This window comes from Listeria tempestatis (assembly GCF_963575625.1).
Taxonomy (GTDB): Bacteria; Bacillota; Bacilli; order Lactobacillales; family Listeriaceae; genus Listeria; species Listeria tempestatis.
On the sequence record NZ_CAUYTK010000003.1, the window covers coordinates 280128 to 295379 of the forward strand.

Genomic DNA, 15252 nt, shown 5'->3' on the forward strand with positions numbered 1-15252 from the left:
ATTAATACAGAAAGGAATAGTGTATTATTTATTTCCAATACACTTTTATGGTAGTAATTTTAAAAAGGTGGGTTTAAGTTGAAGCGGATTGATAAAATTTATCAACACTTAGTAACATTATCTTCAAAAACAACTATTCGTAAACAAATTGCTGAAAAAGAAGGGTTTACGGCCTCCATCATTGCGGATGACTTACATATTTTAAGAAATAATGTCAGCATGGAATTGAATGAACTTTTTAGGCAAGGAAAAATTGTTAAAGTAAATAGCCGACCAGTATTATACTTCGTTCGGCAAACGATTGAAGAAGCCATTGAGCGCCCTCTTTCTGAAAATGAACTTACCTTTAGTCAAGTAGAAGATATTTTAGCTCTCTTCACTTCCGATACGATGAAAAAAAGTCCGTTTGAAAACTTAATTGGGGCTAGCGAAAGTTTGAAAACGCCTGTCGAACAAGCCAAGGCGGCAATGCTCTATCCACCAAATGGGCTTCATACACTAATTTTAGGTCAGACGGGGGTTGGGAAAACACTTTTCGCCAACTTAATGTATCGTTTCGCCCATCATGCGAATCGTTTAACGCAAGAAGCTCCTTTCATCGTCTTTAATTGTGCCGATTACTATAACAACCCACAACTACTCATGTCACATATTTTCGGGCATGTAAAAGGTGCCTTTACTGGTGCTGATGCTGAAAAACAAGGCCTTGTTGAAAAAGCAAACGGCGGCATTTTGTTTTTAGATGAGATTCATCGCCTTCCTCCTGAAGGGCAGGAAATGATTTTCTACCTGATGGATTCTGGCACCTTTAATAAACTTGGCGAAACGGACCGCAAACGAAAATCGAATGTTTTAATCATCGGAGCAACGACCGAAAACCCCGCATCCTCGCTATTAAAAACATTTGTAAGACGTATTCCGATTACGGTTTCCCTTCCCTCACTTGATGAGCGGACGGCGAAAGAACGTGTAGAACTACTTACCCACTTACTTTCCAATGAAGCGCACCGGGTCAATAAGCCAATTCGAATTGAAGATGAAGCCGCGAAAGCCTTGCTTGGTAATACGACGAGCGGAAATATCGGGCAATTGAAATCAAATATCCAACTTGTTTGTGCACAGGGATTTTTAAATAGTTTTGACCAGGATACTGATATTGTCATTGACTTTAAAACGCTGCCAATTGAAATTAAAGACGGTTTCTTCCATTTTAGTGGGCGCCGAAAAGAATTACAGGAAATTTCGGAATACCTTGAGCCATACACGACCATCTATCCTGAACAAGTTCGCCCACTCATCACAACTGATGAATATGAGCCAAACTTTAATTTATATAAGATTATTGAAGATAAGGCTTCTATTTTAATGGATCAAGGCGTTTTAGATGATGACATTAAAAAATTCATTACGATGGACATCGATATTCATTTAAATAGCTTCTACAATAAGTTTAAAAATACGATTCAGACGCGTGAAAACATTTTAAAAATCGTTAATGAAGATATTTTAAATTTCGCAGAAGAAACTAAACTTCGTACGGAGCGTCACCTAAACAAAAAGCTGAACGAACGATTTGTGTTAGCGTTTAGTCTTCATTTAACTTCCTTTATTAAAAGAGTAGAAAGCAATAAGCCTTTAAAATACACAAACATTGAAACGGTTATTAATGATAAACCGGAAGCTTACGAGATTTCTTGTGAAATAAAAGATGAAATTGAAGCGGTCTTTCACATTCGCGTGCCGAATATGGAAGTCATGTATTTAACACTCTTAATTAGTTCGCTTTTGAAAGAGCAAGAGAACGCGCGGGTTGCCGTCTTAGTTGCGGCGCACGGTAACAATACGGCTAGTAGCATGGTCGGTGTGGCTAAAAAACTGCTTGGCGATGGTCTCGTTGAAGGAATTGATATGCCGCTTGACCAAAGTCCAAAAGTCGTGCTCGATAAATTGACTGAGCGCGCGAAGGAACTGGATACGGGGCGTGGTGTCTTGTTACTTGTTGACATGGGCTCACTTACTGGCTTTGCACAAGTCATTTCTGAACGTACGGGCATTGAAGTTCGCTCTATCGACATGGTTTCAACGGCGACTGTCATTGAATCTGTGCGAAAATCAAATATTTTAGATATGGACTTAGGCAGCATTTATGATTCACTAAAAGACTTCCGCGGTTACGGCGGTTATGCTTCTGATAATGATTTGCAAGATGCAACTGGGAGACCTCATGCCATCGTGACAATTTGCGCAACTGGTGAAGGTACGGCGGAAAAATTACAAATTTTTATTGAAAACATTTTAGATACGATTACGACCGAGCGCATCCCTGTCATTCCAATTAGTGTGGCAGATATGCAGCCGCGCCTTGCGGAACTTCAAAACGAGTATGATATTCTCATGGCAGTTGGGATTCGTGATCCGCAAAATGCGATACCTTTCATTCCAATTGAACGTTTATTCGCGAGTGACGGCGAGGAACACCTTGTTAACCTCGTTAAACAGCGAAATATTTTCGTCAAAAAAAGTGAAACGAACCGCATAACAAAAGAAGTTGTAGAAGATAGCCTGAATGAATTTCTTACGTATTTGAACCCAAGAAAAACACTCGATATTTTAAACACCTTTAATACCGTTTTAGAGGAAAAACTCGGTCAGAAAATCGAAAGCGCCCACCAAATCAACCTACTCATACACGTCGGATGCGCGCTCGAGCGAATGGTCATAAACGATAGTTTGATTTACCGAGAAACAGAAGAAAACTTTGACCCACACATTTTAGCTGCCTTAGAAGCAGCTAGCGATGCCGTCAAAAGACGAATGAATCTCTCTTTAACAAAAGATGAGCTTTACTATATTCATGATATTTTAAAAGATATTTATTTACCAAAAACCATGCAGTAATATGACGGAATAACCAAGACGGAAAGAGGTGAAGTTTGCCTCTTTTTTGTTTGCCATTCAATATTACAGGGTAATGTAGTTTGTATCTCAAATATAAAATTAGTGTATTGTCGTTCTTCTTTAGCGTATTAAGCATAGCCTTTTACATATTTAAACATCACTTTCTACACTGATTTATAAAGTAAAGGAGGGAATACTTATCATTGGCATGTTTCTTGCTTTCTATATGAATTGCGGGATTTAAATATTCGTCATAAAGGAGGAGATGGATGATGCCAGTAGGGATTATTATTGGCACGCACGGTGAATCTGCCCGTGAACTGTTGAAGTCAGCTGAAATGATTATTGGTAAACAGGAAAACGTAGAATATATTACGTTTGTTCCTGGTGAAAATACAGACACTTTAATTGCCAAATATACAGAAAAGCTGAATTTAATTGACTCTTCGGAAGGCGTTATTTTTATGGTTGACCTCTTTGGTGGAAGTCCTTATAACGCTTCCAGTACGATTGCCTTACCAGAAGAGAATATGGATGTCGTAACAGGTGTAAACATTCCAATGTTACTTGAAACACTATCAATGCGCGCTGGCGCTAACGTTAGCGACTTAGTTGATACTGCGATTCGTGCAGGTAGCGAAGGAGTGAAATCATTAAAGCAAACATTACCGAAGACAAATGAAAATGAAGGGGAGGACGATTTATAATGGATATTCGTCTAGCAAGAATTGATGACCGTCTTATCCACGGTCAAGTAGCCACAGTATGGACTAAAGAAACAAAAGTAGAACGCATTATCGTAATTAATGATGATGTTGCTAAAGACCAAGTACGTAAAACTTTACTTACGCAAGTTGCACCACCTGGCGTTAAAGCTAGTGTTGTCGATGTTGACAAAGGAATTCGCGTTTACAACAACCCTAAATACGCCACTACACCAGTTATGATGTTGTTTACAAATCCAACAGATGTTTTAAAACTGGTTGAAAATGGTGTAGATATTAAGTCTGTAAACATTGGTGGCATGGCTTTCCGCGAAGGGAAAAAGCAAATCACTAACGCTGTTTCAGTTGATGAGCAGGATAAAACTTCTTTCCGTGAGCTTGCAAAACGTGGCATTGAACTTGAAATCCGTAAAGTCGCATCGGATAATAAAGTCCAATTAATACCGCTTATTGAAGACTGATTTATAGTGAATTTCAAGCGTTACTTTTTTCTAAAAAAATCGATCTTATTTATATCTTACTTAAAAACTGGGAGGGAAAATAATGACTGCTATACAACTCGTTCTTGTATTTTTAGTTTCTTGTGTCAGTGGTATGGGGAGTATCCTCGATGAGTGGCAAACGCATCGTCCGTTAATTGCCTGTACGCTCATCGGTCTTGTTCTTGGGGATATTACAACTGGTATTATTATTGGTGGTACCCTTGAAATGATCGCTCTTGGTTGGATGAACATCGGAGCAGCAGTTGCACCAGATGCGGCACTCGCTTCTATCATCTCAACCATTTTAGTTATTACTGGAGGGCAAGATATTAGTGTTGGGATTTCGCTTGCCATTCCACTCGCAGCTTTAGGTCAAGTCTTAACTATTTTAGTTCGTACAATCACAGTTGCTTTCCAACATATGGCCGATAAAGCTGGAAAAGCTGGTAACCTGCGAAGTCTCGACTGGATTCACGTCACAGCCCTTTTACTACAAGCGATGCGTATTGCGATTCCTGCACTTATTGTCGCTGTGACAGTTGGTACCGATGTCGTTACTGATATGTTGAATGCTATTCCAGATGTTATCGTAAATGGGCTAAATGTAGCTGGCGGATTCATTGTTGTTGTAGGTTATGCAATGGTTATTAATATGATGCAAGCCAAATATTTAATGCCGTTCTTCTTCTTAGGATTTGTCGTTGCGGCATTTACTGCCTTCAACTTGGTAGCCCTTGGTGTTCTGGGACTTGTAGCAGCAATTGTTTACATCCAACTCAACCCTAAATATCAACTTAAAGCGGCTATTGAGCAATACGGCGGGGGCGGCGGAAAACGCCAATCAGATGATGACTTAGATGACGACTTGGATGACTAAGAGAGGGGGATAATAAACATGGCTAATGAACAAGTTACTGTCGGTGAAAAGAAACTAACGAAACGGGATTTAATGGGTGTTTTCATTCGCTCAAACCTTTTCCAAGGTTCATGGAACTTTGAACGTATGCAATCACTCGGATTTTGTTTTTCTGTTATCCCTGTGATTAAACGCTTATACCCTGAAAAAGGTCCTGAACGCGAACTTGCCATTAAGCGTCATCTAGAATTCTTTAACACACATCCTTATATGGCAGCACCAATTTTAGGGGTAACAAGCGCGATGGAGGAACAAAAAGCAAACGGGGCTGATATTGATGAAGGGGCAATAAACGGGATTAAAGTTGGTCTTATGGGACCACTTGCCGGTGTAGGTGACCCAATTTTCTGGGGTACTGTTCGACCAGTTCTCGCTGCACTAGGCGCAGGTTTTGCTACAGATGGTAGTATTATTGGTCCTATTTTGTTCTTCGTGCTCTTTAACGCAATTCGACTTGGTTTCCGTTATTGGGGTGTCGTCTATGGTTATACGAAAGGAACAGATGTTGTTTCCGATATGAGCGGCGGCGTGCTTCAGAAGTTGACGGAAGGTGCTTCAATTCTTGGACTATTCGTTATGGGGGCGCTCGTTAACAAGTGGACCACGATTTATGTGCCACTTGTAGCTTATACAACAACTGATGATAACGGTAAAACAGTAGAAACAACGGTTCAAAGCATATTAGACCAATTAATGCCTGGCTTACTTGCTTTAGGACTTACATTCTTATGTATGTGGATTTTGAAGAAAAAGGTCAATCCGCTTTGGCTTATTTTAGGTCTTTTCGTGGTCGGAATTGTTGGCTATGCTACAGGCGTTCTTGGCATTCCACCAGCAAACTATTCTCCACTTGGTTAAATCAATTAAAATGGCGAGGAATCTGGGGTGTCCTAGGTTCCTTGTCTGTTCTTTCTATGCTACAATGATGAAGAAATAATTTTTAAAGAATGTGAGTGAAGTATAAATGGAGTGGACTGCTACAAACATTTTTCTACTTATTTTCAGTATTGGCGCTTTAGCTTTTATTCTCTATGACGGGATTGTAATCACTTTCTGGAAGGGTCGGACAAAATTAAAAGCCCGCCTTCGTTCACGTGGAAAGTGGGATGGATACATATTTATTGGGTTAATTATTCTTCTTTTCGGCATGAATATTTCGCGAAATGGTCCTTTCTCAACCACGATTTTGCTCGGAATTTTAGCGGTACTCTTTATTTACATTAGCTTCTTTCGTAGTTCAAATGTCGTTTTTAAAGAAGAGGGTTTATTCTATGCCCTACTCTTCTTCCCTTACTCAAAAATTGAGCGAATGAATTTATCAGAAGACGGCGTTTTAGTGATCGAAACTGACCGCAGACGACTCATGCTTTTCGCAAAGTCAGAAGATGATTTAGAAAAAATGATGAAGGTTCTAGCAACATATAGTTAACCAACATAAAAGGGGATGGGTTTATATAAACCCATCCCCTTTCTATTTATAGTCCCACACTATTCAGCCTAATCTCAGAAACAAATACATCTATAAATTTACCGTGCAAATGTTCAATTTGCTCATCAAAATCTGTGTCAAAACAAATGATACTCTCTTCAAGACGCAAAACAGCAAAGCCGTCTTCCTCATAGTCTTCAAGTTGACCAACAATGTGGATTTTTCCATTTTCATCAACTTCAATTAAACAGTGCTTTTCTTCACTTTCATTTAAAAACTCAAACGTGATTTTTTCAGGAATCGTTACCTCTACCGTGTACTTACTCCCCGGGTCTGGCTCCTCGTCCATCCAAGTGCCAACACCTTCACCAAAATCACTTAGAAAAGCCACCTTATTATCTTGAATTTTACTTCGAACCATTATTTCCACCAATTATTTCCTCCTGTGTCATCAAGTTCTGTCACTATTATAGCACGGCTTTTTTAATCAGCCTAATTTTTTTCCATAATATCCAGAATTTTTCTCGTATCCACATAAAAAGCTGTTTTCGTTTCAGCGTTTCTAGCATTTGTTAATAAAATAATCGTTTTTGTATGGTCTTTCGTAAAAACATTGGCAGACTCATAACCATATAATACACCTCTCGAAATATAATAATTCCCAAAATCATATATACCAAAGCCATATTTCATAGCCCCTTTTTGCAAAAGGCGTTTCACTCCAGCTTGCGAAATTAATTTCCCAGAAAGCAGTGCATCATCAAATTTTTTCACATCCGTTGCTGTCATATACATGTCCCCAGCACCAAAAAACTGCGACAAATCTTCTTTTAACGGGGCCAAAATTCGTTCATGATTTTTTGAATAGTAACTCGTTGTATGTGCTGCAAGTTTATAAAAGTTTTCTCCAAAGCCCGCTGAACTCATTTCTGCAGGAATAAAGATATGCTCTTTAACATAGTCATTCAGCTTTCTACCTGAAATTTGCTCAATTAAGTAAGCAATTACGGCATAATTATCATCAGAGTAATTCCATTTCCCTGGTTTCTCTTTAATTCCTGCACGTTCGATCGTTTTCACAATTTGATACGGCGTTGTCGCTCCATTTCCTTTTTGGTGCTCTTTTAATCCACTCGTATGCCCTAAAAAATTTTTCATTTTAATGGCTTGGCCGTTCGGAAAATGAGGTAAAAATTTTTGAATAGGGTCATTTAAACTGATCTTTCCTTGCTCAACCAGTTGCATAAATGCTGTTGCAATCATCGCTTTTTGCATTGAACCAATCAAATAGACACTGTCCGTCTGATTTTTCTTCCTAGTAGCTAAATCGGCATTGCCGTAACCTTTATTTATCACATATTTGCCCTTGTCTTCAATATAAATGGTACCGTTAAAACCAATATCTTCCAAATACGTATCAATTGCTTTTTCAGGATCAACATTTGCCTCTACCACTCGTTGTGGTTTCACTAGCGCTTTCGATGTTTCTTTCACATTCTCTTTAGTTATGTAAAAATAAAAACCTCCACCCACTATACCTAAAAGAAAAATAAGACTCATGATACCATAAATATTTTTGCGACGCCGTTTCAACTTTCTTCGCTTATTTTTTTCACGACGTGTCTCTATCATGAATTGCTTCACCTCTTGCTTTCATTTGAGCTATCTTATCATAAAATAGCGACTCACTTAAAGAGGTCATATTGCCTATTTTATAAATAAAAAAGGGCGCTTATCATAAGCCCCCATTTAGTCCCCTAATTTTTTTGACTGACCATTTTCAGAAAATAATTTTGTAATTGCTTCTAGCCATTTTTTTTGTTTATTTACTACAAACTGATAAATTGTCCCGTTTTCCAAGTGAATTTCAATAATATTAGGAATAACTTCCCTCCCAAAAATCTTCGTCTTCACTCCGCGGATTTTAGCTACATCATCAAAAGAAATAACCAATTCCTCATCAAAATATTCATTTGGCTGATGTACCAATTTAGTTGGCGTCAAATAAAGTTTTCCCGGAACAGCCTTAAAATTCATCTTCAAATTTGCAAGCCCTTTATAGATTACATCAAGTTGTTCCATGACTATTGCCTCCTTTTACCCTTTCGCCTCTATTGTAGCAAATTCCCGCTAAATTAGCCTACCAAACACCTTTTTCTTATTTTGCTTTTCTGGAACAAACAGCTCCAAATGACTTGGCAAAACCTCAATTTTAACAGGTAAACTCGGTCCTGGGTCACCGTCTACATTTACAGAAATACCGTCACCACTTGCTTCAATCTCTAAATGGCTCGTCTTATAATACTGCACACCATTCGCCTTTTGAAGCGTTCCCCTGACAAGTTGCGGGAGAATATTAGCCGCATCAATCAAACCGAGCTTTGTTAGGATGAAAACGTGAAGTAAACCATCATCTAATTCAGCTTCTGGCGCCCATTTTTCCATTCCACCAACTGAATTCGTAAGCCCGGCAACAACTAATGCAGCTTTATCATCAAAATCCACTTCCTCACTCCGAATTTTAAAATGGAGCAATTCATGCCGATTGAATGCCTTTAAACCTTCAATAAAATAGGCAACTGGACCAAATTTTGTTTTTTGTTCCACACTCACTTGATCGACTGCTTGAGCAATCATCCCAATGGCTAACACATTCATAAAATATTGGTCATCAATTTTCCCAACGTCCATTGGTTTTAAAACAGCCGTTTCAAGCATTTTAATCGCTTTATCAGGTTTTAATGGAATTCCCGTTGAGCGCGCTAAATCGTTTACAGTACCAAGTGGAATAAAACCAAACGCTGGACGCTTATCATGTTTAGCAAGACCATTAATTGTTTCATTTAATGTACCGTCACCACCCATAGCAATCACTGCATAAAAGCCTTCTTCAGCAGCCGTAGAAGCAAATTCCGTCGCGTCACCACCTTTTTCAGTAAGCCTAACCTCTACACTCTCAAAACGATTTTTCAAAACTTTTTCTGCTTTTTCCATATAGGTTTTCGCCTTTTCTTTCCCTGATGACGGGTTTACAATGAGAAGAACTTTTTCCATGTGTCATTTACCTTCTTTCCTGACAATTCCTATTTTATTATACCCAAAACGTAAATTAAATACCATTTTCAGTTGATTAGACCTTCATTATTCGTTACATTTAACGTATATACTAAAGGAGGAAAAAGATGTCTAAATTTCGCGCTCTATTCGTAAACCAAAATGCAACTGTTACTATCGCCAAAACAGACTTCACTGCATTACCAGAAGGCGATGTCACCATACGCGTTCACTACTCCAGCGTTAATTACAAAGATGCTCTTGCGACTTTGCCAGACGGAAAAATCGTCACACACTACCCGTTTATTCCAGGAATCGATGCAAGTGGTGTCGTTACAGATTCAACATCTTCTCTCTTTAAAAAAGGCGACCAAGTTATCGTCACAGGCTACGGACTCGGCGTAAGCCATTTTGGTGGATTTAGCGAATTCATTCGCGTTCCAAAAGAATGGGTCGTTCCGCTCCCTAAAAATTTAACATTACGGGAAGCCATGTGTTATGGTACGGCCGGTTTCACAGCAGCACTAAGCGTGCAAGCCCTTTTAGATGGTGGTGCCAAACCAGATGACGGAACTGTTGCTGTTAGCGGGGCTTCAGGCGGCGTTGGAAGTATTGCAACAGGTATGCTAGCTAAAAAAGGCTTTTCAGTTGTAGCCTCTAGCGGAAAATTAGGGAACGAGACGCTATTACGCGAACTTGGTGCAGCGCAAATTGTCACTCGGTCCGATTTTAATCCCGAAAAAAAACGGGCATTAGATACGGAACGTTTCGCTCACGCTACCGATTGTGTTGGCGGTGAAGTGCTTAGTTACTTGCTTTCTGCTACAAAATATGGTGGCTGCGTAACTGCGTGCGGTATGGCGCTTTCTGGGAAACTGGAGACTACGGTTTTCCCGTTTATCTTGCGAGGTATAAGCCTTCTTGGCATTGACTCCGTTTATTGCCCGTATGAAAAGCGTGTACAAATTTGGGAGCAGATTGCAACTGATTTACGTGTGGATAAGCTACCCTCGTTATTAACTGAAATTACGTTAGAAACTTTGCCAGAAGCGCTACAGAAAATCATGGATGGTGGTATTCTTGGTCGCTATGTAGTCAAAATTGCTGAGTGAAAAGAGCGGAAATCTACTGATTTCCGCTCTTTATTGCTAACGATATGCTGATAAAATTTGAAATTCTGTTGCTTGATCTACTATCATTTTAGCTTCAAGATAATTTTCACATTCGATTGCATTTAAAAGGTCATCCAATTTACTAACGAGTTCTGGACCAGAATGTTCTAAAATAAAATTCACTTCATGATCTGCAAATTGACCAATTTTATCGAAATAAGCAACTAAAATTTCATGATAATATTCATTTTTCAAGCAGTTTACAAGTTCCAAAACAACCACACGACAATAATTTGTATAAGCCGCTTTATCGCCATTTTGAACCTGCCATTCAAACTCTACTTTTCTAGGAATAAGTACCCGATGATCGAATCTAATTTTTTTAGATTCAATTCGTTCAATCGTATGTTTTAAAAATAAACCGACAATATCCAAAATTTCAATATAATTATCTTTAGATATTTTGCTACTCTTTACGATTGCCCCGCGGTAATCTATATTTTCTACAAATCCATCCGCTGTGAGCATCGCAATCGCCTTTCTAACAGGCGTACGACTTATTTTTAGTTCTCGTGAAATCGTTGTTTCAATTAAACGTGTTCCCGATTCATATTCCCCTGACTGAATTCTTCTTTTGATTTCCTTGTAACATTTCGTCTCCATTGTCTCCTTTTGACCTTTTTCCATCTCGTACCCTCTTCTCTCTGTTTTTAGTAAACTGTATTATAAAAAGGATTTGGAAAGAATGATTTCCTGTAAGAATGGATTTTCTCGCGTTTTTCTCTCTACTGCAAGAAAAGGACTATATTCCGTATTTTCACTTGTTAAAAGAACGGTTTGAATCGCAATAATCTGCCGCACTAAATAAGCTCTTAGACGCGCTTCTTTTTGGGTGAAATGCCGAAACAATTGTTCCATCATTTTTCCTAAATAATAAAGAACCAAGGCTAAAATAATAATGATAAGCGCAACAATAACTCTACTTTTCTCATCAAAAACTTGAAATAAGAAACTTCCACCAAAAATAGCCAAAAAAACAGCAATAAAAACACTCATGACTATTCCAAGTAAATTCCATTTTTTAGATGTGTTAATCTGTTTCGTTTCAGATTGAATAAACAAAATTAACTTATCCAAGTCTTCTCGCGTAATAAAACCATTTCTTTTTAAATAGGCATAGAGAAGATATTGTTTTAATTTTCCTAGCTCATTAAAATTACGAATTTGATAGTTTAGTTTAATGTATCTACGAGCTTTCCTTGTAACTAATACATGAAACAATAGAATCATTAAAAATAGTACTGCGCCTAGCACGCTCCAAGCAATTGAATTCGAAAGATACATAAAGCTGAAGATTGCAACTCCACTTAGCGAGATACAAATAAGTAAATACGTTACCCAGTAACCTTTTACAAAACTATAAATTAAATTCCAATTCCCTAGTTTCTTAAAATAAAAATGAAATAATTTGTCTACTGCCATTGCTACACTCTTTTCTATTTTTACCTATTCTTAGTTTAACATGGATACGCCTCATGTGGAAGTTTAATTCTACTTATCTCGTGTAAGTTTATACTATAAAATCAGCCTGCCTAAATCTCTCTATATACTAAAAAGCCGAAAAATGTTTAGGAAAAACTCCAACAAAAAACCAAGCAATACAGCCATTTCAAAAAATGGATTTGCTCGGTTTATTGTTTTAAATAGTATTTTTAGTCATTTTCAACATTTAATATGGAACCGTTTTGAGCATTTAAGCGAACTTCGGATTCGTTTGCACCATTTTGGATCGATACGTCATAAACTGTATCGTTATAAGAACGATCTAGCTCAACGCTTTCGACAGCACCTTCTACTTCTGCTACTGCTTTTTGCATAGCTTCGTCCATTAGGATGACATTCGTTACATCAATTTTTTCATTGTCGACTTCATTTTGATCATCTCTATCCAGTGCTTCACTTGAATCTTGTAGCACTTCTTCAGAGTCAGCATCAAATACCATTTCATATTCATTTGCGTTATCCATGCCTTCGACTTTATAAACAACTTTTCCGTTTTCATATTCCAGTTTTACCGATGTTAAATCCGCATTTTTATTTTTTGATTGGAATTTATTTACAACATCTTCCATTGATAAATTAAATGTTTGGCCCTTCAAATCATTTTGTTGTACGGAAGAACCGTTAGAACTTTTTGATGAAGAGGACTGTTTTGAGTCATTCTTATCATTTGAACGATAATCGTCATCATCTCCACAAGCTGCAAGAACTCCTAGCGATAATACTAATGTTGCGGCGATTCCTATTATTTTTCTATTTTTCATGTTGTTTCCCCCTTGTAAAATAATATACGTTTCTATTTTTATTATAAAGAGGATTCCTCGAAAACACGTCCTACTTTAGTCTTAACTTTCTCGTTTCAAATGGAGGCGCACAATTTCTGGATTGTTTAAAACACGAGGGATAATCGTCGTATTCCCGAGCCCCCTGCTTACTATCATTGCCCTTCCATTTGCCAAATGACAGCCAGCCGTTAGTTTTGGTAAAAATCCTTGTCCTGGGGAAAATAGCCCTTCTGTTAGCGGTAAGCGAATTTGTCCGCCGTGTGCGTGACCACACAAAACAAGATCCACTGGCATATTTTGATAAATCGACCAATATTCTGGACGATGGGCGAGTAAAATGGTGAACGCATCACGTGGAATATTCGCGGTCGCGCGTGTAATTTCATCTCTCACAATTTCACTCATATCAGATTTATGCTTCACCCAACTTGGTTTTTCCTCTTCGGGTAAATGAAAAGTAGGATCATCCACGCCAGCAAGCGCGATTCGTTCTCCGCCGCTTCCCAAAAATACGTGTTCATTGTGCAAAATTTGAACGCCCTCTTCTTTTAGCGAAACGAGTAAATCTTTGAAAAACGCGCTTTTTTGCTCATGATTACCACTTATATAATAGAGCGGACAGATTTTTTTCAACTTGCGAACTAATGCCATGGCAACATTATGCGGCTCGTCACCATCAATTAAATCGCCTGTCAGAAAAATACCATCTGGCTCCATCAAAGCAACTTTCTTAATAAGTTTATGGTTAAAACGGCCAAATGAACAACTGTGTAAATCGGATAATTGGATGTATGTTTTTTCATCAAATGACACAGGAATCTTGCTTGAACGTATTACATAATCTGTTACCACTAATTTTTTTGTCGCATAATACGAATGGCACATAAAACCAGCAAATGCCGCGATTCCAACAATATTTTTTTTCATGCTATTTCCTCACTTTGCATTTTCCTATTCGTTTTATTCTACCATTTCTAAACATAAAATGCTGATTATTTCATTTGGAAGGCATGAAACCTTTCCGCATCAACCGGGCTAACCTCGGCGCGTAGTTCAGCTCCAGATTCCGTATATTCCTGCGCTAACACGCGTGCATGTTCATTTAAGTATGAAATAATATCACCGCGATCAAACGGGATAAGGAAAACTATTTCTTTATAGTCTTCGAAAACTTGCTCAGCAATTTTTTGTGTTAGCATTTTTAAACTTCTTGTATCTTTTGCAGAATAAATGAGACCACCATCTTTTAGCTCGGGATACTCGGCTCCTGCTACTTTATCGGCCTTATTGAAGATGAATAAAACAGGGATATCCTTTATTCCAACAGCCTCTAAAGTCTTTTCCGTTGTTTCTATCATTGCGTGATAATTTTCATCTGAGTAATCCACCACATGTAGCAATAAATCGGCCTCTTTTGCCTCCTCAAGCGTTGAGCGAAATGCCTTCACAAGGTGCGTTGGCAATTTACTGACAAAACCAACCGTATCTGTTAATAAAAACTGTTTTTTGTCTGGTAAAATGATTTCGCGTATGCTCGTTTCAAGCGTTGCAAATAGCATATCTTTTTCAAAAACCTGTTTGTGGGCGGATTTGCTAAAACGTTCAACCAGGCCGTTCATCGTGGTAGACTTGCCCGCGTTTGTATAGCCGACGAGTGAGACAATTGGAATTTCATTTTTCTTTCGCTTGCGCCGTCTTGTTTCGCGCTCCTTTACAATCTCTTCCAATTCTTTCGTCAAGTGGCGAATTTGATTTTTAATAATTCGCCGGTCGCTCTCGATTTTTTTCTCCCCTGAACCACGGTTTGCCATACCGCTTGCGCCGCTTTGTTGGTCAAGTTTATCATCGCCAAAAGCAAGGCGCGGGAGTTCATACTTCAAGCGCGCAATTTCCACTTGAAGCTGAGCTTCACGTGTTTTTGCACGTTCCGCAAAAATCGCCAAAACAAGCGCTGTTCGGTCAATGATTTCCAGTTCAAGCTCCATTTCCAAATTGCGAATTTGCGATGCCGTAAGCTCATCATTCATAACAAGCGCATTCGCACCAAGCATTTCCGCAATTTGTTTTAACTCCTCTACTTTTCCTTTTCCAACATAAGTCGCCTTGTTTAGTCGGTCCATATTTTGCTTCACGACATCTAATACCTCGTAATGATTTGCCTCTGCCAAATTGCTAAGCTCAATCATTGAGTATTCAAAATCCTTATCTGAACCACTAACGCCAACTAAAATAACTTTTTTGTTCATAAAAAATGACCTCCTGAAAAAATTTTTTCTTTCAGTGCGGTCAGG

General features: G+C 38.4%; 16 protein-coding genes. 7 read left to right on the plus strand and 9 right to left on the minus strand.

What is annotated here, in order from left to right; all coding sequences use genetic code 11:
- The first annotated feature begins 78 nt into the window (after positions 1–78).
- The 6 genes from R8923_RS06230 (at position 79) to R8923_RS06255 (ending at position 6450) form a co-directional block, all read left to right on the plus strand.
- Positions 79–2898 (plus strand): sigma-54-dependent transcriptional regulator, encoded by a 2820-nt coding sequence (locus tag R8923_RS06230; protein WP_485871892.1) that lies wholly within the window; start codon positions 79–81, stop codon positions 2896–2898.
- Between the two features lie 272 nt (positions 2899–3170).
- Positions 3171–3605: a mannose/fructose/sorbose PTS transporter subunit IIA gene (locus R8923_RS06235; RefSeq protein WP_485871978.1), complete on the plus strand. Its 435-nt coding sequence runs from the start codon at positions 3171–3173 to the stop codon at positions 3603–3605.
- Complete coding sequence (locus tag R8923_RS06240; RefSeq protein ID WP_485871893.1) at positions 3605–4084, plus strand: mannose/fructose/sorbose PTS transporter subunit IIB; 480 nt, start codon at positions 3605–3607, stop codon at positions 4082–4084. The genes R8923_RS06235 and R8923_RS06240 overlap by 1 nt, the downstream gene beginning before the upstream one ends.
- 82 nt (positions 4085–4166) lie before the next feature.
- Complete coding sequence (locus tag R8923_RS06245) at positions 4167–4982, plus strand: PTS mannose/fructose/sorbose transporter subunit IIC (protein WP_485871894.1); 816 nt, start codon at positions 4167–4169, stop codon at positions 4980–4982.
- An 18-nt stretch (positions 4983–5000) separates the two neighbouring features.
- A complete protein-coding gene (locus tag R8923_RS06250) occupies positions 5001–5879 on the plus strand; it encodes a PTS mannose transporter subunit IID (RefSeq protein WP_485871895.1) in 879 nt (292 codons plus the stop codon).
- A gap of 106 nt (positions 5880–5985) precedes the next feature.
- Positions 5986–6450 (plus strand): Lmo0779 family protein, encoded by a 465-nt coding sequence (locus R8923_RS06255; protein ID WP_485871896.1) that lies wholly within the window; start codon positions 5986–5988, stop codon positions 6448–6450.
- 46 nt (positions 6451–6496) lie between these two features.
- Here R8923_RS06255 and R8923_RS06260 read toward each other — a convergent pair whose 3' ends face one another.
- The 4 genes from R8923_RS06260 to R8923_RS06275 all read right to left on the minus strand — a co-directional run bounded on the left by R8923_RS06260 (position 6497) and on the right by R8923_RS06275 (position 9504).
- Positions 6497–6880 (minus strand): hypothetical protein, encoded by a 384-nt coding sequence (locus tag R8923_RS06260; protein WP_485871979.1) that lies wholly within the window; start codon positions 6878–6880, stop codon positions 6497–6499.
- A 62-nt stretch (positions 6881–6942) separates the two neighbouring features.
- Complete coding sequence (locus R8923_RS06265) at positions 6943–8082, minus strand: serine hydrolase domain-containing protein (protein WP_485871897.1); 1140 nt, start codon at positions 8080–8082, stop codon at positions 6943–6945.
- A gap of 117 nt (positions 8083–8199) precedes the next feature.
- Entirely contained in the window at positions 8200–8532 is a 333-nt protein-coding gene (locus R8923_RS06270; RefSeq protein WP_485871898.1) for a hypothetical protein, read from the minus strand.
- 48 nt (positions 8533–8580) lie between these two features.
- Positions 8581–9504 (minus strand): diacylglycerol/lipid kinase family protein, encoded by a 924-nt coding sequence (locus R8923_RS06275; RefSeq protein WP_485871899.1) that lies wholly within the window; start codon positions 9502–9504, stop codon positions 8581–8583.
- Between the two features lie 128 nt (positions 9505–9632).
- On the opposite strand from R8923_RS06275, the gene R8923_RS06280 reads away from it, so the two are divergent.
- The gene (locus tag R8923_RS06280; protein WP_485871900.1) at positions 9633–10616 is read left to right on the plus strand and encodes an oxidoreductase; all 984 of its coding nucleotides are present in this window, start codon (positions 9633–9635) and stop codon (positions 10614–10616) included.
- Between the two features lie 36 nt (positions 10617–10652).
- Here R8923_RS06280 and R8923_RS06285 read toward each other — a convergent pair whose 3' ends face one another.
- The 5 genes from R8923_RS06285 to hflX all read right to left on the minus strand — a co-directional run bounded on the left by R8923_RS06285 (position 10653) and on the right by hflX (position 15207).
- Positions 10653–11303, minus strand: coding sequence for a GntR family transcriptional regulator (locus R8923_RS06285; protein ID WP_485871901.1), 651 nt, complete (start codon positions 11301–11303; stop codon positions 10653–10655).
- Between the two features lie 36 nt (positions 11304–11339).
- Entirely contained in the window at positions 11340–12098 is a 759-nt protein-coding gene (locus tag R8923_RS06290; protein ID WP_485871902.1) for an ABC transporter ATP-binding protein, read from the minus strand.
- Positions 12099–12328: 230 nt separating this feature from the next.
- Positions 12329–12940, minus strand: a complete 612-nt coding sequence (locus tag R8923_RS06295) for a PepSY domain-containing protein (protein ID WP_485871903.1) — start codon at positions 12938–12940, stop codon at positions 12329–12331.
- Positions 12941–13021: 81 nt separating this feature from the next.
- Positions 13022–13888: a metallophosphoesterase gene (locus R8923_RS06300; RefSeq protein ID WP_485871904.1), complete on the minus strand. Its 867-nt coding sequence runs from the start codon at positions 13886–13888 to the stop codon at positions 13022–13024.
- Between the two features lie 65 nt (positions 13889–13953).
- The gene (hflX, locus tag R8923_RS06305; protein ID WP_485871905.1) at positions 13954–15207 is read right to left on the minus strand and encodes a GTPase HflX; all 1254 of its coding nucleotides are present in this window, start codon (positions 15205–15207) and stop codon (positions 13954–13956) included.
- Between the last annotated feature and the right edge of the window lie 45 nt (positions 15208–15252).